General features: G+C 52.6%; 17 protein-coding genes. 4 read left to right on the top strand and 13 right to left on the bottom strand.

Annotation, left to right across the window (positions count from 1 at the left end; all coding sequences use genetic code 11):
- Position 1: 1 nt before the first annotated feature.
- Entirely contained in the window at positions 2 to 775 is a 774-nt protein-coding gene (gene cmoM / locus AC6I8L_RS06800; RefSeq protein ID WP_038647801.1) for a tRNA uridine 5-oxyacetic acid(34) methyltransferase CmoM, read from the bottom strand.
- 124 nt (positions 776 to 899) lie between these two features.
- Here cmoM and elyC point away from each other — a divergent pair, with 124 nt between their 5' ends.
- Positions 900 to 1685 carry an envelope biogenesis factor ElyC gene (gene elyC / locus AC6I8L_RS06795; RefSeq protein WP_058961776.1) on the top strand — a complete coding sequence of 262 codons (786 nt, stop codon included), beginning with the start codon at positions 900 to 902 and terminating at the stop codon, positions 1683 to 1685.
- On the opposite strand, the gene AC6I8L_RS06790 is transcribed toward elyC, so the two are convergent.
- The 12 genes from AC6I8L_RS06790 to serC all read right to left on the bottom strand — a co-directional run bounded on the left by AC6I8L_RS06790 (position 1665) and on the right by serC (position 15672).
- Positions 1665 to 2558, bottom strand: a complete 894-nt coding sequence (locus AC6I8L_RS06790) for a YcbJ family phosphotransferase (protein ID WP_058961777.1) — start codon at positions 2556 to 2558, stop codon at positions 1665 to 1667. The two genes, elyC and AC6I8L_RS06790, sit on opposite strands and share 21 nt — an antisense overlap.
- Before the next feature lie 110 nt (positions 2559 to 2668).
- Positions 2669 to 3418, bottom strand: coding sequence for a 3-deoxy-manno-octulosonate cytidylyltransferase (gene kdsB, locus AC6I8L_RS06785; RefSeq protein ID WP_034820546.1), 750 nt, complete (start codon positions 3416 to 3418; stop codon positions 2669 to 2671).
- Complete coding sequence (locus AC6I8L_RS06780; protein WP_058961778.1) at positions 3415 to 3597, bottom strand: Trm112 family protein; 183 nt, start codon at positions 3595 to 3597, stop codon at positions 3415 to 3417. The genes kdsB and AC6I8L_RS06780 overlap by 4 nt, the downstream gene beginning before the upstream one ends.
- A gap of 94 nt (positions 3598 to 3691) precedes the next feature.
- On the bottom strand, positions 3692 to 4909 hold the full coding sequence (locus AC6I8L_RS06775; RefSeq protein ID WP_058961779.1) for a winged helix-turn-helix domain-containing protein: 1218 nt from the start codon (positions 4907 to 4909) through the stop codon (positions 3692 to 3694).
- 23 nt (positions 4910 to 4932) lie between these two features.
- Positions 4933 to 5934, bottom strand: a complete 1002-nt coding sequence (lpxK, locus tag AC6I8L_RS06770) for a tetraacyldisaccharide 4'-kinase (protein WP_058961780.1) — start codon at positions 5932 to 5934, stop codon at positions 4933 to 4935.
- Entirely contained in the window at positions 5931 to 7679 is a 1749-nt protein-coding gene (gene msbA, locus AC6I8L_RS06765; RefSeq protein WP_034820556.1) for a lipid A ABC transporter ATP-binding protein/permease MsbA, read from the bottom strand. The genes lpxK and msbA overlap by 4 nt, the downstream gene beginning before the upstream one ends.
- Positions 7680 to 7713: 34 nt before the next feature.
- Positions 7714 to 9972, bottom strand: coding sequence for a DNA internalization-related competence protein ComEC/Rec2 (locus tag AC6I8L_RS06760; RefSeq protein ID WP_058961781.1), 2259 nt, complete (start codon positions 9970 to 9972; stop codon positions 7714 to 7716).
- A 201-nt stretch (positions 9973 to 10173) separates the two neighbouring features.
- Complete coding sequence (gene ihfB, locus AC6I8L_RS06755; RefSeq protein ID WP_003849360.1) at positions 10174 to 10458, bottom strand: integration host factor subunit beta; 285 nt, start codon at positions 10456 to 10458, stop codon at positions 10174 to 10176.
- Between the two features lie 86 nt (positions 10459 to 10544).
- A complete protein-coding gene (gene rpsA, locus AC6I8L_RS06750) occupies positions 10545 to 12218 on the bottom strand; it encodes a 30S ribosomal protein S1 (protein WP_034820570.1) in 1674 nt (557 codons plus the stop codon).
- A gap of 122 nt (positions 12219 to 12340) precedes the next feature.
- Entirely contained in the window at positions 12341 to 13021 is a 681-nt protein-coding gene (gene cmk / locus AC6I8L_RS06745) for a (d)CMP kinase (protein ID WP_034820574.1), read from the bottom strand.
- Positions 13022 to 13218: 197 nt separating this feature from the next.
- Positions 13219 to 14505 carry a 3-phosphoshikimate 1-carboxyvinyltransferase gene (aroA, locus tag AC6I8L_RS06740; RefSeq protein ID WP_058961782.1) on the bottom strand — a complete coding sequence of 429 codons (1287 nt, stop codon included), beginning with the start codon at positions 14503 to 14505 and terminating at the stop codon, positions 13219 to 13221.
- Positions 14506 to 14586: 81 nt separating this feature from the next.
- Complete coding sequence (gene serC / locus AC6I8L_RS06735) at positions 14587 to 15672, bottom strand: 3-phosphoserine/phosphohydroxythreonine transaminase (protein WP_034820590.1); 1086 nt, start codon at positions 15670 to 15672, stop codon at positions 14587 to 14589.
- Between the two features lie 313 nt (positions 15673 to 15985).
- On the opposite strand from serC, the gene ycaO reads away from it, so the two are divergent.
- The 3 genes from ycaO (at position 15986) to pflB (ending at position 21311) form a co-directional block, all read left to right on the top strand.
- Complete coding sequence (ycaO, locus tag AC6I8L_RS06730) at positions 15986 to 17746, top strand: 30S ribosomal protein S12 methylthiotransferase accessory factor YcaO (RefSeq protein ID WP_058961783.1); 1761 nt, start codon at positions 15986 to 15988, stop codon at positions 17744 to 17746.
- A 354-nt stretch (positions 17747 to 18100) separates the two neighbouring features.
- Positions 18101 to 18961, top strand: a complete 861-nt coding sequence (focA, locus tag AC6I8L_RS06725; RefSeq protein WP_034820596.1) for a formate transporter FocA — start codon at positions 18101 to 18103, stop codon at positions 18959 to 18961.
- A gap of 67 nt (positions 18962 to 19028) precedes the next feature.
- Complete coding sequence (gene pflB, locus AC6I8L_RS06720; protein ID WP_479402757.1) at positions 19029 to 21311, top strand: formate C-acetyltransferase; 2283 nt, start codon at positions 19029 to 19031, stop codon at positions 21309 to 21311.
- Positions 21312 to 21433 lie beyond the last annotated feature (122 nt).

Raw genomic sequence — 21433 nt, 5'->3', positions numbered from 1 at the left:
TCTACCTGGGTTTGCGCGCAGTCACGTGGATATAGCGCCCTAAACTTAAAAAGGGCTCCTGACGACAGTAGCGCCGTTCCATCTCAATAATCTCTTCAACGCTTTTGACGACGCCGGGCGGTGGCGGTTTCATGTAATCACAAAACACGCGAATGCCTGCACGCTGTTCAATCTCAAAGCCCGCATCACTCAACCAGCGATTAACGTCCTGAGGATCGCGCGGGAAATCCGGTGACAGCGTACGCTTTTTGCGTTTAGTCATATTGGCACGCAGATAGCCGAAATTGCCGAGTTGCAGGGTGCGGAACGTCAGGGCATGGGCATTGTAAAACATCAACGACAGCACACCACCGGGCTTCAGCGTGTGCCACAAGGCACGCAGCACCGCTTCCGGTTCTGCCACCCACTCCAGCACAGCGTGAAACAATACCAGATCAACCGGCCGATCCAAATGTTCGCCCACCTGCTGCGCGCTAATTTGTTTGAATTGCATGTTGTGGCTCACACCCTCGGTGTGCGCATGCGCTTCAGCCAGCTTTAACATCTCAGCGGAGAGATCGCACAACAGCACCTGATGGCCGCGTGCCGCTAATCCACAGGAGATTTGCCCTACGCCACCGCCGGCATCCAGCACTGACAGTGCGCCTTCAGGCAATGTCGGTAACAGCGCATCCAGTTCGTCCCACAGGATCGCCTGCCGTACCTGCCCTTTGCGGGTGCCATAAATGTTCTGCGAAAATTTGTCCGCCAGATCGTCAAAGTTACGATCCTGCATGATGATGGCTCCACTGTGCTGCATTCAACTTGTGCTATTTTGTCACAGGCTCAACAAGAATGAACCTTTCACGCCACAGTAACTGTCTGGCTGCTGTTTTTTCGGACAAAAGGAGCAAATTTCGATGTTTTTTGCCTTAAAGAAATGGATTGGCGCGATGTTATTACCTTTACCACTGCTGTTGTTGCTCATGGCGGTAGGACTTTTACTTCTCTGGTTTAGCCGTTGGCAAAAAGGCGGCAAAATTCTGATCTCTATTAGCTGGTTGCTGCTTTTATTGCTCAGCTTGCAACCCGTTGCCGATCGTCTGTTGCGCCCCATCGAACAGCATTATCCCACCTGGAACGGTAGCGAACCGGTGGATTATATCGTCGTGCTGGGCGGTGGCTACACCTTCAATCCGAATTGGGCACCGAGTTCTAATTTGCTCAACAACAGCCTGCCGCGCGTAACAGAAGGTGTGCGCCAATGGCGTCGGAATCCACAAGCAAAAATGATTTTCACTGGCGCTGCTGCTGGATACAACCCCCGCAGCAACGCCAGCGTGGCGGCAGAGGTAGCCGAAAGTCTGGGAGTGCCACGTTCGGCGATTATCACGCTGGACCAACCACATGATACGGGCGAAGAAGCGCTGGCCGTTAAACAAACTATCGGCAATCACCCTTTCCTGCTGGTCTCATCGGCGAACCACTTGCCACGTGCAATGCATTTTTTCCTGAGCGCTGGTCTGAACCCCATCGCCGCACCGGCCAATCAGCTCGCGATTACCTCGCCAATCAGCGCCTGGGACCGCATGTTGCCATCGCCAATGTGGCTGGGTCACAGTGAACGTGCGATTTATGAAACCCTGGGCCAGATTTGGCAACGGCTGCGTGGCGATGATTTGCTGTCATCCGAGCCAGGGAAGTAACTGCTCGCGGGCATGATCAAAGCGCGGACGGTCAAACTGTCCGCTGCTTACCAACGTATCGACACAATCCCATAGCTGATACAGCCAGCGCCGCCAGATAAAGCCTTCAGAAACCGGCGCGCGTTGCAGGTAATGCTGCAGCAGTGAGGCTTCAGCCCCGCTATCTGCCAGCCGGATTAACTCATACTCACGCGGAGCCCAGAGAATATTGCCTGGCTGCATCATCGCTATCAGTTGGTCACTGCGTGCATCTTTCAGCATGCTGGATAAACGCAGGTTGCCGTGCATCAGCACGCAGGGATCGTCGAAGTCTTTGAAGAGATGAGTTAACTGCTGTCGGCTACGGTACAGGATCTGCCTATCTTCCAATGTGAAAAATGGCGGTGACAGATAGCCCAACGTGGCCCACAGCACCTCGATGCGCTGGCGATACCAGGCTGGCCAGTTGTTTTCCTGGACACTATCAACCCTTCCCACTAATCCGTGGCTGTCGATACGGTGCCAGCCGAGTACACCCTCGACAATTTGCTCACACAGTTGCTCCCAGCGACCGGCGGTGCGCGCTGGCGCTTCGGCGGAGACGCCATTGAAGCGCGCCATCAGTAGCATTTCATGTACCGGCGGCTGCTGACTCAGCACCAGGCCAAAAACCGCAGGTACTGTGACCAGTCCATCATGGCCCAACATGGTGAGTTTTTTGGCTTCCAGCGCCGCACGGCCTTGATGACGAAAATACTTCGCCACCAGCGGCATCGGTTTACCGTCGTTGTCATAGAGTGCGAACAGCCGCGACTGCGCCTGTTCGCTAATGGTTTCGAGGCGGCTGATACCTTCACCCAGTATCAACGCCAGTTCTGAACGGAGCTGTTCCATGCGTTATCCTCCGCAGTCAATTGAATTCACTATCCTGGAGGTCATGGGGGCGCGAAACTTAGCGCCAGATCAAACTTTATGGCCAGCGCGAGCGGCTGGCCGGTCGGGCTTTACCCCTGCATGGCCGCACGAACACGAACCAGATCCTCTGGTGTGTCCACGCCAACACTTGGCACGGTTTGCGCTACGGCAACGTGAATCTTCTCGCCGTACCACAGCACGCGCAACTGCTCCAGCAATTCAATGTGCTCTAACGGGCAAGGTTCCCACGCAATGTAACGACGGATAAAGCCAGCGCGATAGGCGTAAATGCCAATGTGACGCAGCAAAGTGTCACCAATCTGTTCGCGCGATTTCGCATAGCGCTCGCGATCCCACGGAATGGTGGCGCGTGAGAAATAAAGCGCATAGCCTTTCGCGTCCATCACCACTTTAACCGCATTGGGGTTAAACGCTTCTTCAGCGTCGGTAATCGGCACGGCTAATGTCGCCATCCCTGCATCAGCCTGCGCCAGATTATCGGCGACCTGACGTACGATTTCTGCCGGAATCATCGGCTCGTCGCCCTGCACGTTGACGATAATGGTGTCATCGGCAAACTGGTATTTCTCAATCACTTCCGCCAGACGCTCGGTGCCCGACTGGTGATCTGCGCGCGTCATGCACACTTCGCCACCGGCAGCGGTTACCGCTGCAGCAACCTCGGGGTGATCGGTCGCCACAATTACGCGATCGGCGCCCGACTCGCGTGCGCGCTCCATCACGTGTATCACCATCGGTTTACCGTGAATATCCACCAGCGGTTTGCCGGGCAGGCGCGTTGATGCATAACGCGCCGGAATGATAGCGACGAAACTCATGGTTGGATCTCTTCAACAGACAGCGTACGCGCTTCCACTTCGAGCAATACCGGAATGCCATCGCGCACCGGGTAAGCCAGGCCGTCTGGTTTACAAATCAGCTCCTGCTGCTCTTTGTTGAAATACAGTTTTCCGTTGCAAACCGGACAGGCAACAATCTCAAGTAAACGGTGATCCATAATTTTCTCCTTTCAGCACCGATTTGTCAGGCGCCTAGCATACCATAGCGCACCCGAAGCACAGTGCGCCGGGCGCGGCATTATTACGATGAACTCAATCGCTGATAACCCAACGATGCGTCCAGGCAGCAAGCAGTTCGGCAGGGACATTTTCAACGATGACCTCATCGGCACCTTGCCACTGTGCAAAGCGACTGATGGCTTTTTGCACATCATTCAGAAAGGCCTGGGTAACACGCACGCCGGGCTCAAGCCAAAATGCACGAATAATCAGCTGCTGTGCCTGGCGGTCCATCTTTGCATCAATACGCGCTTTGAGTGCACCTCGGTGTAACACCGGCAGAACAAAGTAACCATAGACGCGCTTCTCAGCAGGGGTATAGCACTCAATGCGGTAATCGAAATTAAACAACTCCAGAGCGCGCCGGCGATCCCATACCACCGGATCGAACGGTGACAACAAGGCCGTGTGGGTGGCGCTGGGTATTTTATCCAGCAGAGGTAACAAGCTCTTATGCAGCCACATCTCACCGAGCTGTTCCACCTCAACGTACACGATTTCGCCTTGTGCTTCGGCATCCTTAATCCAGGATTGCAGGGGTGCACGCTTCAGCCGATAGTAATCGGCCAACCAACTGGCACGAAAAATACCGAGACTGCGGGCACTGTGTCGTAGCATCGCCAGTACCGCATCAGATTCACTCACTGCATGCTGTTCGTCATCCCAATCAGGCATCACGCGGGTGCGCAGATCGTACACCCGCTGGAAGTTACGGCGTTCGACCACCATCAACTCACCCGCGCTGAACAGGTTTTCCAGATGCCGCTTGTGGGGTTTCCAGGCCCACCAGCCGGGTTTGGTGTGCTTATCACTGGCAAAATCGGCCGCGCGTACCGGGCCATTTTCAGCGATATGATTCAGCAAGGCGGCGATTTCCTGCTGATGTTCTTCAACCCACTGCTCGTTGTATTTCCACCCCAGCCGCTGCGGCTCCAGCATGCGATGGCGTAGCAACGGGTAATCTTCGAAGGGGATGAAACAGGCTTCGTGCGCCCAATACTCAAAAAGCGCACCGGAGGCCAATGTTTCTTCCAGCCACTGTGTGGGATAAGCGCCAAGGCGGCTGAACAGCACCAGATAAGGGCTACGGGCGACGACATTGATGGTGTCGATTTGCAGTAATGACATCTGGCGCACGCAGGCATGGATATCGGCAAAGCGTGCCCGGCGGCTCGGTGGGCGTAACAGCCCCTGAGCAGCCAGATGTAAGTGACGAGCGGTTTGTAGCGAAAGGGACGATGTTTTGGTCATGACTCGCTTCCCTTTGAGCAGGTTTAGCGCGAACGGGCGTCGCGCGCAGTGGTGCAGAGTTGGGTCACATCGGCGAGTAAAGCATCCAGGGACGCCCCCGACAGATCGGCATCAACCGGCAGATACCACCAGTTGTCACGTGCAAAACTACGGCATTTCACTGCGTCTTTTTCGGTCATCAGCAGGCATTGATGAGTCTGCGTCAAACGCTGTAACTCTTCTTCGCTATAAGCATGGTGATCGGCAAACGCGATTTCTGCCACCGGCTGGATGCCGTGCTGTTGCAACGTTTTGAAGAACCGCGGCGGATGCCCAATACCGGCCATCGCCACCGTTTCTGGCAATTGATCGAGGTTGGCTGTCTCACCGTTCACCAGATTGATCGCCTTACCGGGACGCAACGTCATGGCGATCTCACCGGCTTGCGCCTCTCCACCATTGACGATGATGGCATTGACGCTTTGCAGCCGGGATGCGCGCTCACGCATCGGACCTGCGGGCAGCCACCAGCCATTACCGAAGCGACGGACACCATCCACTACCACAATTTCACGATCGCGCTGCAACGCGTAATGTTGCAGACCGTCGTCGGTAATAATCACATCCAGTTTCTGTGCGGCCAGCAGTCCTTCTACCGCCATACGGCGTTGAGGCGCGACGGCTACCGGCGCCTGAGTACGCTGCGCGATTAATACCGGCTCGTCGCCGGCTTGTGATGTCGGGGTATCGGCCGTCACCAGCAGTGGATAACGCTCAGCCTTTCCACCATAGCCGCGTGAGACAACGCCAACGCGCAGGCCACGCTGTTGCAGTGCCTGAACCAGCCAAATCACCATCGGCGTTTTACCGTTGCCGCCAGCCGTCAGATTACCTACCACAATCACCGGACATGGCGCACGCCAGCTTTTACGCCAGCCACGCTGATAGCTGAGGCGAATCAAACTGCTGATTGCCCCATACAGCAAACTCAGTGGCCACAATAGCAGCCACAGTGGCGAGCGCCCGCTCCAGATGCGTTCAATCATTGACCAAACTGCAGTTTGTGAAGCTGTGCATAGGCACCCTTTTCGGCGAGCAACACGCTGTGCGTACCGCGTTCAACGATACGACCATCCTCAACGACCACGATTTCATCGGCTTTTTCGATGGTCGACAGGCGGTGCGCGATAACCAGCGAAGTGCGGTTTTTCTGCAGCTCATCCAGTGCGGCCTGAATCGCGCGCTCGGATTCGGTATCCAGTGCTGAGGTCGCTTCATCAAGGATCAGAATCGGGCAATCACGCAGCAATGCGCGCGCGATGGCGATACGTTGACGCTGGCCACCTGACAGCAACACGCCGTTCTCACCAATCACGGTATCCAGACCGTTATCCATCTTCTTAATAAAGTCCATGGCGTGCGCCATAGTCGCTGCCTGTTCAATCTGTTCGCGGGTGTATTCACCATTGCGTGCATAAGCAATGTTATTGGCGATGGTGTCATTGAACAGATGGACATTCTGGGAAACCAGCGCCACCTGATTACGCAGGGAGCGCAAGGTATATTCGCGCAGATCGTGACCGTCGAGCAGAATTTCACCGGAGTCGATATCGTAGAAACGGGTCAACAGGCTCGCCATGGTCGATTTACCCGATCCTGAGCGTCCTACCAATGCCACGGTTTTGCCCTCGGGCAGTGACAGATTGATATCACGCAGCGCCGGGACTTCACGGCCAGGATAGGTAAAGGTCACATTGCGGAATTCGACATCGCCTTTGGCACGCGTGATTTCACGCTTGCCATTATCAATTTCCTGCTCGCTATCCAGAATCGAGAACAGTGTCTGACAAGCCGCCATGCCGCGCTGGAACTGGGCATTAACGTTGGTCAGAGACTTCAGTGGGCGCATCAGTGCAATCATCGATGAGAACACCACAGTGATGGTACCGGCGGTGAGAGTTTCCATCACGCTGGGGAAGCTGGCGGCGTAGAGCACAAATGCCAGTGCCAGAGAAGCAATCAGTTGAATGACCGGATCGGAAATGGAAGATGCCGAAACCAGTTTCATGCCCTGCTGGCGCATTTTGTTGCTCACCAGGGAGAAACGCTGTGCTTCAACATCCTGACCACCAAAGATCAGCACCTCTTTGTGCCCTTTCAGCATCTGTTCAGCACTGGTGGTGACTTGTCCCATGGTGTTCTGCATGTTTTTACTGATGCTGCGGAAGCGTTTGGACACTGTGCGAATCGCAAAGGAAACAATTGGCGCAAGGACTATCAAAATTAATGACAGCTGCCAACTGTAGTAGAACATCATGATAAACAGGCCGATGATCGAGGCGCCTTCACGTACGACCGTCACCAGTGCACTGGAAGAGGACGAAGCAACCTGCTCGGAATCATAAGTGATGCGTGACAGCAATGTGCCGGTTGATTGCTGGTCAAAGAACGCCACGGGCATGCCCATCATGTGACCAAACAAGCGGCGGCGCATATTCATGACCACGTTGCCCGATACCCAAGAGATGCAATAACTGGAGATGTAGCTGGTCACGCCACGCACCAGCATCAGGCCAATCACCACCAGAGGCATCCAAAGCATAACGGAACGATCGGCCTTACCGAAGCCATCATCCAGTAAAGGTTTCAACAGCGACAACATTAAGGTATCGCCGGCCGCATTGAGAATCAGCGCCACCGCAGACACAAACAGTCCTGCTTTGTGCGGCGCAATCATCGGCCAGAGTCGGCGGAACGTTTGCCACGTTGAGAGATCTTTGTCTTGATGCATTATTTATTCACGCTGTTTGAAATAGCCGCTCATTCTACCTGGATTCACGTTTGACGCCAAACCACTGATGATACCAGCGAGGTTTTATTTGCTCCCTCAATCCCTTAATCTGCCATTCACCCTGCCGAATACCAATGTGGACCTGCCCGGATTGTGCCGTGTCATACCAGATATAGCCCTGTTGGCGATAGCGTTCCACCACGGCGGCGGCTGGCATGCGCCAGGCGTTATAGCGCGCTACCGATGCCACCGCGCCCTTTCCTGCAACACTACGTAACAGTAAAGGCCCCGAAGAGGTTCGGCTACCATGATGAGGGACCTGCATTAACGTGCTGGTGAGCTGGGTTTTCTCTAATGCCACCAATTTTCTTTCTGCTTCTAACTCAATATCCCCGGTGAGCAGCAGGCTGACAGCTCCATCGTCTACGCGTACGACACAAGAGTCATTATTTTGCCCTTGCGTATTCCCTGCAGGCGGCCAGAGTGCCGTAAAGGTCAGTTTGCCCCATTGCCACTGCTCTCCTCGCTGACAAGGTAAATGCCCCGCTTCACCCAATGCACTGCGGATCATCATATTGGGATTGGCCTGATGCAGTGAATTGAGCCCACCCCGATGATCCAGATGCTTATGACTTACCACCACCGTGTTTAACTGTCGTCCCTTATACAGTAACCATGGCAGTATCACGCGCGCGCCCGCATCATCTTCATTCCAGCGTGGACCCGCATCGTACAACACCACATCATTACCCTGTGTAATCGCGATCGCCAGACCATGGCCCACATCCAGCACGTCAATCTGCCAGTCATCTTGTTCAGACTGATGACGCCATAACAGAAATGCCAATGCGCAGCCGCAGCAAAGCATCAGCGTGTTATTCAGCAAACCACTGCGCCACATAAATAAACCGCCCCATAGCAGGGCCACTGCCGGCAAGGCATCATTTAACGGCCACCATCCTGCTGGCAAGTATGCCAGGCCCTGCATCACCTGATTGACAGAAAAATCCGCCAACCGCCACAGTACCGAAGCGATGGGTTGTATGGGCAGCAAAAGCGCCAGCAGTATCAATGGCACGGTGAAAAGCGATACCACCGGCACCGCGATGAGGTTAGCGACCAGTGCACTGAGGCTGATTCCCTGAAATAAAAAAATCTGCAGAGGAGCCATCAGTATCATCATGCCAAGTTGTAAGTGCAGCAATCTCAGCGGCAGCCAGCGCCAGGCCTGACGGTATCGATCCGGCAAGGCAAACCACTGGAACCAGATGATTAACATGGCGACGGCAAGAGCAGAGAGCCAAAAGCTTTCAGATAAGACGGAGAGGGGATCAAGCCAAAGCAGTACACCCATGCACAGTGTCCAAATCTGCCAGCCTGTTAACTGCCAGCCAGCCATTCTTATCGTCGTCCACAGTAGTAGCGCGACCAGCGCGCGCTGTGCTGGTGCATGGCTGCCCGACAGCCAGTAGTAGATTGTCGCGGTAATGATGCTCCCCATCAGTGGCAGCAGATAACCGATGGTGTGCGCAGGCTGCAGCAGCTGCAAGCCACGTACTATCATCCAGCCAACGCTGGCCGCTAGCGCAATATGCATACCGGAAATCGCCATTAAGTGTGCGGTTCCGGTCTCACGTAATAATTGTCGCTGAGTTTTGGTCATGTTCTCACGTTCACCAAAAGCCAGCGCCTGCAAAATGGCAGGTTGTTGCAGGTGTTCAAAAAGAGGTTGATGATGGCGCATAACCTGCGTTCGCAAATTACAATCTACCGATTCCGCCAGCTGGTTAATGATTCTCCCCTGCAAAGGTGTATGGTTTGCCAGCGCAAAACGTTGGGCATCAAACCCGCCTTCATTCAAGCGACCATGCACTGCACGCAAGCGTAAGGTCATTTTCCAGCGTTGCCCTGCACAATACCCCGATTTACCTGGCTCCGCATTGATACTGACAAACAACGGCGGGAACTGATATCGCTCACCCACACGGATAATCTGGGCTTTAAATTGCTGTTGATTTTCCTTCATATCAACAATACGCAGCGTCACTTCGGCTGGCGCCATTGAAAGCTGGTCAATCACATTCAGCATCTGTCTCGCTTCCAATAGCGCCCACGCCAGAAGCAGGATACCCATGCCAATAAGACGCAGCACAGCCCAAGGCAGGGATGCCACAATAAGTGCTGGTAGCACCATCACAGCGATCATTTCCATGGTCGGTATTTGAGGTAACAAACCCAATGGTAGCGCCGCCAGGATCATGATTCTGGCTACTGCAATCCCTGTTATACGCATCACTTTTCTCCCGCAATGGGCACCAGTTTGCGTGCAATTGACAGGAATAGCTTTCAGGAATGGGGAGAGCTGGATTGCGGATGCCAAAAAATCGAAGTGGCTTTCATTGTTGATGTGGGTTTAGGAATCAGATTCACAACAACGAATTTAGAGCAAAAAAAAACGACACCCAGAGGTGTCGCTTTGTCGTTCGGTAACGGCTTAGCCGTAGATATTTGCACGGTCACGCAATTCTTTGCCCGGCTTGAAGTGGGGAACGTATTTACCTTCCAGATCCACTTTGTCGCCCGTTTTCGGGTTACGACCAGTGCGCGGTGCGCGGTAGTGCAAAGAAAAGCTGCCGAATCCCCGGATTTCAATGCGCTCGCCCTGTGCCAACGTGGTGGCCATGTGCTCGAGCATCTCTTTAACTGCATCCTCAACGACTTTCGCCGGAATATGAGTATGCTGTCCAGCAAGTCTTTCAATAAGTTCTGACTTGGTCATGTAACCTCCGGTTAATCCTTAATGGGAAAGGTATGACAGCTTTTACCGAAACCGGACGACTTACATCGTCCGGTGCCTCGGGTCGATTACTCGCCTTTAGCCGCTTTGAACGCTTCAGCCATAGCGCTAGAGAAGTTGCTTTCTTCCTGTTTGGTGTTAACAGTGTTGATAGCTTCTTTCTCATCAGCCTGGTCTTTAGCACGAACAGACAGGCTTACAACGCGGTTCTTACGGTCAACGCCGGTGAACTTAGCTTCAACGTCGTCACCAACACTCAGAACCAGAGTTGCGTCTTCGATACGGTCCAGTGAAGCTTCTGAAGCGCGCAGGTAACCTTCAACGCCATCAGCCAATTCTACTGTAGCACCTTTAGCGTCTACTGCAGTTACTTTACCGTTAACGATAGCGCCTTTCTTGTTCAGGGTGATGTAGTTGTTGAATGGATCTTCAGCCAACTGCTTCACGCCCAGAGAGATGCGCTCGCGCTCTGCATCAACCTGCAGTACAACAGCAGCGATTTCGTCGCCTTTTTTGTACTCACGAACGGCTTCTTCGCCAGTCGCGTTCCAGGAGATGTCTGACAGGTGAACCAGACCGTCGATGCCACCGTCCAGGCCGATGAAGATACCGAAGTCAGTGATTGACTTGATTTTACCTTCAACGCGATCGCCTTTGTTGTGGGTCTCAGCGAACTGCTGCCATGGGTTGTTTTTGCACTGCTTCAGACCCAGGGAGATACGACGACGTTCTTCGTCGATGTCCAGAACCATAACTTCAACAACATCGCCCACGTTAACAACTTTAGATGGGTGAATGTTTTTGTTGGTCCAGTCCATTTCAGAAACGTGTACCAGACCTTCAACGCCTTCTTCGATTTCAACGAAGCAGCCGTAATCAGTCAGGTTGGTTACACGGCCAGTCAGCTTGGTGCCTTCTGGGTAACGCTTAGCGATAGCAACCCATGGATCTTCGCCCAGCTGTTTCAGGCCCAGAGATACACGAGTACGCTCGCGGTCGAACTTCAGCACTTTAACAGTGATTTCGTCGCCCACGTTGACGATTTCGCTTGGATGCTTAACGCGTTTCCAGGCCATATCGGTGATGTGCAGCAGGCCGTCAACGCCACCCAGGTCCACGAATGCGCCGTAGTCAGTGAGGTTCTTAACGATACCTTTAACTTCCATGCCTTCCTGCAGGTTTTCCAGCAGCTGATCGCGTTCAGCGCTGTTTTCAGATTCGATAACTGCGCGGCGAGAAACCACCACGTTGTTACGTTTCTGATCAAGCTTGATAACTTTGAACTCAAGCTCTTTGCCTTCCAGGTGCAGAGTATCGCGAACCGGACGAACGTCAACCAGTGAACCTGGCAGGAACGCACGAATACCGTTCAGCTCAACTGTGAAGCCACCTTTAACTTTGCCGTTGATAACACCGGTAACAGTTTCAGCTTCTTCGTAAGCTTTTTCCAGCGTGATCCAAGCTTCGTGACGCTTAGCTTTCTCACGGGACAGCAGGGTTTCACCGAAGCCGTCTTCAACTGCGTCAAGCGCAACGTCAACTTCGTCGCCAACCTGGATTTCCAGTTCGCCGGCTGCGTTCTTGAACTGCTCTGCAGGAATTGCAGACTCAGATTTCAGACCCGCATCAACCAGGACTACGTCTTTGTCGATAGAGACAACAACGCCACGAACGATGGAACCCGGACGGGTTTCGATTTCTTTCAGTGATTCTTCAAATAGTTGAGCAAAAGATTCAGTCATATTGATAATCTTAGGATTCTTCAATTTAACGTCCACCTGACGTCATTGTCGGATGGGGTTGTTTCACATGCCCAGCACCGGGTCCCTGGTACAGGGTTACTACAATTCAGTTACCGAATAGATTAAATGCCCAGCTTTTGGCGGGCATAATCAAGTGCCTTTTCAATCACTTGCTCAATGGACATACTGGTTGAATCCAGCACCAGAGCATCAGCGGCAGGCACTAAAGGCGCAATTGCACGATTACGATCGCGGTCGTCGCGTTCCTTTATCTCGGATAAAAGGCGATCAAAGTTAACATTAAAGCCCTTCTCCTGCAACTGTAGCATACGACGGTGAGCACGCTCTTCCGAACTTGCATCCAGGAAGATTTTTACCGGTGCATCGGGGAATACCACGGTGCCCATATCGCGACCATCCGCAATCAAGCCCGGCTCTTCACGGAATGCTCGCTGGCGACGCAGCAGCGCTTCACGCACGCGTGGGAAAGCAGCAACCCGCGAAGCCGTATTGCTCACTTCCTGCGTACGGATTTCACCGGTCACATCCTCACCTTCCAAAATGACCTGCATTTCGCCTTCAACAGACAAGAAACGCACGTCGAGGTGAGCCGCCATAGGCACTAATGCTTCTTCGGATTCAATATCCACCTGATGGTGAAGTGCAGCCAATGCGAGTACGCGATAAATGGCACCAGAATCCAGCAAATGCCACTGCAATGACTCCGCCATCGCTTTACACAAGGTCCCTTTACCTGCGCCACTTGGGCCATCAATGGTAATTACCGGGGCGATTGCCGTCATTGTTCTCTCCTGTTGCTGCGTGCTTATTATCAGCCTTCTTGGCTGTTTGAATGCGCGGCATTATACGCTGCCCGCGTCAGGTTAGTTACCCTTTAGCGTAGACAGCGCCAGAATTTTCGACAGATTCAGAAGAATTTCCGCCCAACAAGACCAGAAGAGAGCGAGGAAACCCGGCACAAGCGTACCGGGTAGCGTGATCAAGAGGTCTGGCTGATTTTCGCCAACTGCTGGAAGTAATCCGGGAAGGTTTTCGCCGTGCAGCCAGGATCAAGAATGGTGACAGGCGTGTCCGATAACGCCACCAGCGCAAAGCACATCGCCATGCGATGATCGTTATAAGTGCCAATATCCGCATGCTGAAGCTGCGCCGGTGGGGTGACACGAATGAAATCATGACCTTCTTCTACTTCCGCACCCACTTTGCGCAGTTCTGTCGCCATCGCCGCTAAGCGGTCAGTCTCTTTCACACGCCAGTTGTAGATATTTCGCATCAAGGTGGTGCCTTCCGCGAACAACGCCGTGGTGGCAATGGTCATCGCCGCATCTGGAATATGGTTCATGTCCATATCAATCGCGGTCAGAGAACCTCGTGTGCAGGCAATATAGTCATCACCCCACTCGATCACCGCACCCATTTTTTCCAGCACATCAGCAAAGCGGATGTCGCCCTGAACGCTGTTGCGGCCAATCCCGGTTACGCGAACCGTTCCACCTTTAATGGCGGCGGCGGCGAGGAAATAAGAGGCAGAAGAGGCATCGCCTTCCACCAGATAATCGCCCGGAGATTGATACTGCTGCTGGCCTTTCACCACAAAGCGCTGGTAGTTCTGGTTATCGACTTCGACACCAAAACAACGCATCAGATGCAGTGTAATATCAATGTACGGCTTAGAAACCAGATCACCTTTGATGGTAATCACAGTGTCTTTCGGTGCCAGCGGAGCGGTCATTAGCAATGCTGTCAGGAACTGGCTGGAAACACTACCGTCCACACTGACATCGCCACCTACAAACCCGCCGTTCAGACGCAGCGGCGGATAATCCGTCTGCTCCAGGTAATCAATTTTGGCTCCGCCCTGACGCAACGCATCCACCAGATGACCAATTGGGCGCTCTTTCATGCGGGGTTCGCCAGTCAGCACAATCGACTGTTGACCCAGGCACAGTGCGGCAGCCAGCGGACGCATAGCAGTACCGGCGTTGCCCAGAAAGAGTTCCAGGGCCTGGTCACTGTGCAGCGGACCTGCATTTCCCACCACTTCGCACACGGTACGATCGGCAGAGAGCGTGTAATTGACGCCCAGCGCCTTCAGCGCATTCAGCATGTGTTTAACGTCATCGCTGTCCAGCAAATTGGTCAGGCGAGTCGTGCCGTTGGCCAGCGCGGCCAATAACAATGCGCGGTTAGAAACGCTTTTTGAACCCGGTAAGTTTACCGTGCCGTCAACGCGAGCAATCGGTTGTAGAGTCAGGGAGTCCTGCATGTGAAACCAAATCTCCAGAAAAGACAAAACCCCGTTGTTTAACGGGGCCAGTGGCCAGCCAGGCTGGCCGATGATGAGTAATTAGCCGTGACGACGTTCGAAGTCGATCATGAACTCAGTCAGGGCTTTCACCCCTTCCAGCGGCATCGCATTGTAGATCGACGCACGCATACCGCCAACCACGCGGTGTCCTTTCAGTGCATGCAGGCCTGCCTGCAGAGACTCGTCCAGGAACACTTTATCCAGCGCGGCATCAGCCAGCTGGAACGGCACGTTCATACGTGAACGGTTCGCAGCGGCAACATCGTTACGGTAGAAGCTGCTGTTATCAATGACGCCATAGAGCAGGTCTGCTTTCGCCTGATTGACCTTATCCATCTCAGCAACACCGCCCTTCTCTTTCAGCCATTTGAATACCAGACCAGAGAGGTACCAGGCAAAAGTCGGCGGTGTGTTGAACATGGATTCGTTTTCAGCCAGCACCTTGTAATCAAGGATAGACGGCACATAACTTTGTGCTTTGCCCAGCAGATCTTCACGCACCACCACCAGCGTTAATCCCGCTGGACCGATGTTTTTCTGTGCGCCCGCGTAGATCACACCGTAACGGCTGACATCGATTGGGCGAGACATAATGGTTGATGACAGGTCAGCCACCACCACTTTGTCACCAAAGTCAGGCTCTTCATCGATTGCGATGCCATCAATGGTTTCATTCGGGCAGAAATGCACATAGGCAGCATCATCGTTAAGCTGCCATTCACGCATCGGTAACAAAGCACGTTTGCCGTTAAGCGTGGTTTTGACGTCGATGGTGTTCGGGGTGCAATATTTTTCAGCTTCTTTAATCGCGCTGTGTGCCCAGTAGCCGCCATCAATATAGTCAGCGGATTTAGCATCACCCAGCAGGTTACCTGGAATAGCCGCGAACTGCGCGCGCGCGCCACCATGGCAGAATAAAACTTTGTAGTTCGATGGGATCTTCAGCAGATCGCGAAAATCCTGTTCTGCTGCTTCAGCGACAGCAATGAACTCTTTACTGCGATGGCTGATCTCCATTACAGAGGTGCCTAATCCGTGCCAGTTTGTCAGTTCTTGTTCTGCACGACGGAGCACTTCTACCGGCAGCATCGCTGGGCCGGAGCTAAAATTATAAACCTGCGTCATTTCCCCTCACCACTGTCATATCGAACGGTTATGAATACCGTATCGGTTTTATCATTGCCTCCGAATGGCTGCAATCATTAATCCGATAGCGATCTCAATTCCGGGGCGGGCTCCACCGCAGCTTATGTCATAAATGCAATAAGCCACGGAATTTTGTGAGGGAGATTCCCGAAGTAAAATCAGAATGCTGCCAGGTGATGAAATAGCCGTGACAATACCGCGATAAATTTAGACCACTGAATAGCGAAGCAGGCGCAAAACCCGTATCATTGCGCGCTTTACGCCCACCCCATCGACTTGAGAGAGCGCCAACATGACGCAAACGTTTATTCCAGGAAAAGACGCCGCACTGGAAGACTCCATCGCACGTTTCCAGCACAAACTGCAGGACCTGGGCTTCAACATTGAAGAAGCCTCCTGGCTGAACCCGGTTCCACACGTCTGGTCTGTGCATATCCGCGATCGCGACTGCCCGCTGTGCTTTACCAATGGTAAAGGTGCCAGTAAGAAAGCGGCACTGGCTTCGGCGTTAGGCGAATATTTTGAGCGTCTCTCAACCAACTACTTCTTCGCCGATTTCTGGCTCGGTCAGTCCATCGCCAACGGCGATTTCGTTCACTACCCGAATGAGAAGTGGTTCCCATTGACTGACGATGACAGTTTACCAGCAGGGATTCTGGATGCGCGTCTGCAGAAATTTTACGATCCAGAAGATAGTCTGAGCGCCTCAGATCTGATTGACCTGCAGTCAGGTAATGTTGACCGTGGTATCTGCGGCCTGCCATTTACTCGTCAATCCGACCAGCAGACGGTGTACATCCCGATGAACATCATCGGCAACCTGTATGTTTCTAACGGCATGTCTGCCGGTAACACCGCGAATGAAGCGCGTGTACAAGGCCTGTCTGAAGTCTTTGAGCGCCACATCAAAAACCGCATTATCGCTGAGTCAATTAGCCTGCCAGAAATTCCTGCTGAAGTAATGCAGCGCTACCCCGGCGTGATTGAGGCGATTGAACGTCTGGAAGCCGAAGGCTTCCCGATCTTCTCTTACGATGCTTCACTGGGCGGCAAGTACCCGGTTATCTGCGTAGTGTTGTTTAACCCGGCCAACGGCACTTGCTTTGCTTCATTCGGCGCGCACCCTGACTTTGGTGTGGCATTGGAACGTACCGTTACTGAACTGCTCCAGGGCCGTGGGCTGAAAGACCTGGATGTCTTCACCCCACCGACCTTTGATGATGAAGAAGTGGCTGAACACGCCAACCTGGAAACCCACTTTATCGATTCCAGTGGTTTAATCTCCTGGGACATGTTCAAAGATGATGCGGATTATCCTTTCGTCGACTGGAGTTTCTCAGGCAGCACGCACGAAGAGTTTGATACGCTGATGGCCATCTTCCGCGCGGAAGATCAAGAGGTTTACATCGCGGATTATGAGCATCTGGGCGTTTACGCCTGCCGTATCATCGTACCGGGCATGTCAGATATTTATCCGGCGGAAGACCTGTTATTGGCCAACAACAGCATGGGCGCGCCGCTGCGTGAAACGTTGCTGGCGCTGCCAGCCAGTGAGTGGGAACCGGAGGCGTATCTGAACCTCATCGAGCAGTTGGATGAAGAAGGTCATGACGACTTCACTCGCGTCCGTGAGCTGCTGGGTCTGGCGTCAGGTAAAGACAATGGCTGGTACACCCTACGTATTGGCGAGCTGAAAGCCATGTTGGCATTGGCGGGCGGAGATTTGGATCAGGCTTTGATCTGGACGGAATGGACCATGGAGTTCAACCAGTCAATCTTCAGCGCTGAACGCGCCAACTATTACCGTTGCCTGCAAACCCTGCTGTTGCTCGCCATGGAGGAAGAACGCGATCCTCTGCAATATCATCGTGCCTTTGTGCGGATGTATGGCGAAGACGCCGTTGATGCCGCTTCTGCAGCGATCAGCGGTGAAGCACCATTCTACGGCCTGCAAGCGGTAGACCTGAATCTGAAAGCCTTCCCGGCTCATCAGGCCCTGCTGGCCGCCTACGAAAAATTGCAGGCAGCAAAACGTAACTATTGGTCAAAGTAATATTCACGAGCGCTTAGCGCGATATTTTTGCTAACGTTGAAAATGGCACTGATTAACCCCGGTGCCATTTTTTTTCTTCAAATTGTCATACTCAACATTGAATATTGATAATTAACAATTCAGTTTCATTGATTAAACTGAATTAACATTAAGTCACTTTCAAAGACCCTTCATTAAACTTATTTTGCATAAATTAAAAATTTTTTAGTTGTTATAATTCAAATTGTTACATGCAAATTCCTTAGTTTAACGCCTCGCTTACCCCGTACCTCCCTGCCATTTATGATCCACATCAATTCCTGACCTATACTCCTTTGTTAGTATCTTTACAGACAATTTCAGGAGAGCGTTAGTGTGAAAGCTGACAACCCTTTTAATGCATTATTACCCGCGGCCATGGCGAAAGTTGCTGAAGATGCCGGCGTCTATAAAGCCACTAAACATCCTTTAACCACCTTCTTCTTAGCCATCACTGCTGGCGTATTTATTTCTATCGCATTTGTTTTCTACATTACTGCCACCACGGGCAGTGGCGCGATGCCCTACGGTATTGCGAAACTGATTGGCGGTATCTGCTTCTCTCTGGGTTTGATGCTGGTTGTGGTATGTGGCGCGGACCTTTTCACTTCGACGGTTTTGATTGTGGTGGCGAAAGCCAGCGGGCGCATCACCTGGATGCAACTCGGTCGTCATTGGCTGAATGTCTATATCGGTAACTTGTTTGGTGCGCTGTTCTTTGTCGCGCTGATTTGGTTAGCAGGTGAACATATGGTTGCCAACGGCGCGTGGGGGTTGAACGTCCTGCAAACCGCCGATCACAAAATGCATCACACGTTTATTGAGGCCGTTAGCCTCGGCACACTGGCTAATCTGATGGTTTGCCTGGCCGTATGGATGAGTTACTCCGGCCGCAGTCTGTTTGACAAAATGTTTGCCATGATATTGCCGGTCGGGATGTTCGTTGCCAGCGGGTTTGAGCACAGCATCGCCAACATGTTTTTAATCCCTATGGCAATTGTCATTCGCGACTTCGCCAGCCCGGAATTCTGGCAACTGGCCGGCTCCAGCGCCGCACAGTTCCCCTCTCTCAGCGTTGGCGACTTTATTGTTAACAACCTTATTCCCGTGACGATCGGCAACATTATCGGCGGCGGATTGTTAGTCGGTTTGACCTACTGGGTCATCTATCTTCGTGGTGATGAGCCGGTTCACTAAGCAATTGATACGGGCGTGCTCAAGGGCACGTCATCGTCAGAGTCTCCCTAAATAAGGCAGGTATATCATGTCCGAACTTAACGAAAAAATGGCGTCAGCCTGGGAAGGATTTAGCGCCGGCGAATGGCAGAACGGTGTCAACGTCCGTGACTTTATCCAGAAAAACTACACCCCCTATGAAGGTGACGAATCTTTCCTCGCAGGCGCCACACCCGCCACCACTAAACTGTGGGACAGCGTGCTGGAAGGTATCAAGATTGAGAACCGCACCCATGCACCGGTTGATTTCGATACCGACCTGGCTTCTACCATCACGTCACATGATGCGGGTTATATCAATAAATCGCTGGAGACCATCGTAGGTCTGCAAACTGAAGCTCCACTGAAACGCGCCATTATCCCGTTTGGCGGCATCAAAATGGTCGAGGGCTCTTGTAAGGTTTATGGCCGTGAACTCGACCCAGCCCTGAAAAAAGTCTTTACCGACTATCGTAAAACTCATAACCAGGGTGTGTTCGATGTCTATACCCCTGATATTCTGCGCTGCCGTAAATCCGGTGTCTTAACCGGTCTGCCAGATGCTTATGGTCGTGGTCGTATCATCGGTGACTATCGCCGCGTGGCGCTGTACGGCATCGATTATCTGATGAAAGATAAAGTGGCGCAGTTCAATTCACTGCAAAGCGATATGGAAAATGGTGTCAATCTTGAAGCCACCATCCGTCTGCGTGAAGAAATCTCCGAGCAACACCGTGCGCTTGGCCAGATTAAAGAAATGGCTGCCAAATACGGCTCTGATATTTCTCTGCCCGCTACCACAGCGCAAGAGGCCGTACAGTGGACCTACTTCGGCTATCTGGCCGCGGTGAAATCACAGAACGGCGCCGCGATGTCATTCGGTCGCGTATCCACCTTCCTCGATGTTTATATCGACCGTGATATTAAAGCGGGCAAACTGACTGAAGAAGGCGCGCAGGAGTTAATTGACCACCTGGTGATGAAACTGCGTATGGTACGTTTCCTGCGCACTCCAGAATATGACGAACTGTTCTCAGGTGACCCAATCTGGGCAACCGAGTCTCTGGCCGGTATGGGTGTTGATGGCCGTACTTTAGTCACCAAAAGTACCTTCCGCTTCCTGAATACCTTGTACACCATGGGCCCATCACCGGAACCTAACATGACCATTCTGTGGTCAGAAAAGCTGCCGGTTAACTTTAAAAAATATGCGGCCAAAGTCTCTATCGATACGTCTTCATTGCAGTATGAGAATGACGATCTGATGCGCCCTGACTTTGATAACGATGACTACGCGATCGCCTGCTGTGTGAGCCCAATGATTGTCGGCAAACAGATGCAGTTCTTCGGTGCCCGCGCCAACCTCGCTAAAACACTGCTGTATGCAATCAACGGTGGCGTGGACGAAAAACTGAAAATGCAGGTTGGCCCGAAAGAAGCGCCAATCACTGATGAAATTCTGGATTTCGACACTGTGATGGCACGTCTGGATCACTTCATGGATTGGCTGGCTAAACAGTATGTCACCTCATTGAATATCATCCATTACATGCATGATAAGTACAGTTATGAAGCTTCACTGATGGCGCTGCATGACCGTGATGTCTATCGCACCATGGCGTGTGGTATCGCAGGCTTGTCAGTGGCGGCGGATTCCCTGTCTGCAATTAAATATGCCAAAGTAAAAACCGTGCGTGATGCGGATGGTCTGGCCGTAGATTTCGAGATTGAAGGCGAGTATCCGCAGTTTGGTAACAACGATTCACGTGTCGATGATATGGCGTGTGACCTGGTTGAACGTTTCATGAAGAAAATTCAGAAACTGCAAACCTATCGTAATGCAGTACCTACCCAGTCGGTGCTGACCATCACCTCTAACGTGGTGTACGGTAAGAAGACCGGTAACACCCCTGACGGTCGTCGTGCAGGTGCGCCATTCGGCCCAGGTGCTAACCCTATGCACGGTCGCGATCAGAAAGGTGCCGTTGCCTCACTGACCTCGGTTGCCAAACTGCCGTTTGCTTACGCGAAAGATGGTATCTCTTACACCTTCTCCATCGTGCCAAATGCACTGGGTAAAGATGATAACGTGCGTAAAACCAACCTTGCTGGCCTGATGGATGGTTACTTCCACCATGAAGCCAATATCGAGGGCGGCCAGCACCTGAATGTCAACGTGATGAACCGTGAGATGCTGCTGGATGCGATGGAACACCCTGAGAAATATCCTCAGTTAACCATTCGCGTTTCCGGTTATGCTGTGCGCTTCAACTCGCTGACCAAAGAGCAGCAGCAGGATGTGATTACCCGTACGTTCACTCAGTCCCTGTAATCCTCCCTGAAATGTAAAGGCTCCTGCGGGAGCCTTTTCTCCCCAAGTCTGTTTTGCCAGTTTGCTTTCGCTGGCAGCCTGGCAAAATCGACTTTAATCCAAGAGCACAACACAGATTGTGC

The sequence above is a fragment of the Type-E symbiont of Plautia stali genome (assembly GCF_059731115.1).
The sequence above is the reverse complement of the archived record's forward strand: the minus strand, read 5'-3'. Positions and strand labels throughout refer to the sequence as shown.

What these genes read in the sequence shown, in the direction of transcription:
- cmoM (WP_038647801.1), bottom strand. Translation starts at nt 775, where the DNA reads ATGCAGGATCGTAACTTTGACGATCTGGCGGACAAATTTTCGCAGAAC.
- elyC (WP_058961776.1), top strand. Translation starts at nt 900, where the DNA reads ATGTTTTTTGCCTTAAAGAAATGGATTGGCGCGATGTTATTACCTTTA.
- AC6I8L_RS06790 (WP_058961777.1), bottom strand. Translation starts at nt 2,558, where the DNA reads ATGGAACAGCTCCGTTCAGAACTGGCGTTGATACTGGGTGAAGGTATC.
- kdsB (WP_034820546.1), bottom strand. Translation starts at nt 3,418, where the DNA reads ATGAGTTTCGTCGCTATCATTCCGGCGCGTTATGCATCAACGCGCCTG.
- AC6I8L_RS06780 (WP_058961778.1), bottom strand. Translation starts at nt 3,597, where the DNA reads ATGGATCACCGTTTACTTGAGATTGTTGCCTGTCCGGTTTGCAACGGA.
- AC6I8L_RS06775 (WP_058961779.1), bottom strand. Translation starts at nt 4,909, where the DNA reads ATGACCAAAACATCGTCCCTTTCGCTACAAACCGCTCGTCACTTACAT.
- lpxK (WP_058961780.1), bottom strand. Translation starts at nt 5,934, where the DNA reads ATGATTGAACGCATCTGGAGCGGGCGCTCGCCACTGTGGCTGCTATTG.
- msbA (WP_034820556.1), bottom strand. Translation starts at nt 7,679, where the DNA reads ATGCATCAAGACAAAGATCTCTCAACGTGGCAAACGTTCCGCCGACTC.
- AC6I8L_RS06760 (WP_058961781.1), bottom strand. Translation starts at nt 9,972, where the DNA reads ATGCGTATAACAGGGATTGCAGTAGCCAGAATCATGATCCTGGCGGCG.
- ihfB (WP_003849360.1), bottom strand. Translation starts at nt 10,458, where the DNA reads ATGACCAAGTCAGAACTTATTGAAAGACTTGCTGGACAGCATACTCAT.
- rpsA (WP_034820570.1), bottom strand. Translation starts at nt 12,218, where the DNA reads ATGACTGAATCTTTTGCTCAACTATTTGAAGAATCACTGAAAGAAATC.
- cmk (WP_034820574.1), bottom strand. Translation starts at nt 13,021, where the DNA reads ATGACGGCAATCGCCCCGGTAATTACCATTGATGGCCCAAGTGGCGCA.
- aroA (WP_058961782.1), bottom strand. Translation starts at nt 14,505, where the DNA reads ATGCAGGACTCCCTGACTCTACAACCGATTGCTCGCGTTGACGGCACG.
- serC (WP_034820590.1), bottom strand. Translation starts at nt 15,672, where the DNA reads ATGACGCAGGTTTATAATTTTAGCTCCGGCCCAGCGATGCTGCCGGTA.
- ycaO (WP_058961783.1), top strand. Translation starts at nt 15,986, where the DNA reads ATGACGCAAACGTTTATTCCAGGAAAAGACGCCGCACTGGAAGACTCC.
- pflB (WP_479402757.1), top strand. Translation starts at nt 19,029, where the DNA reads ATGTCCGAACTTAACGAAAAAATGGCGTCAGCCTGGGAAGGATTTAGC.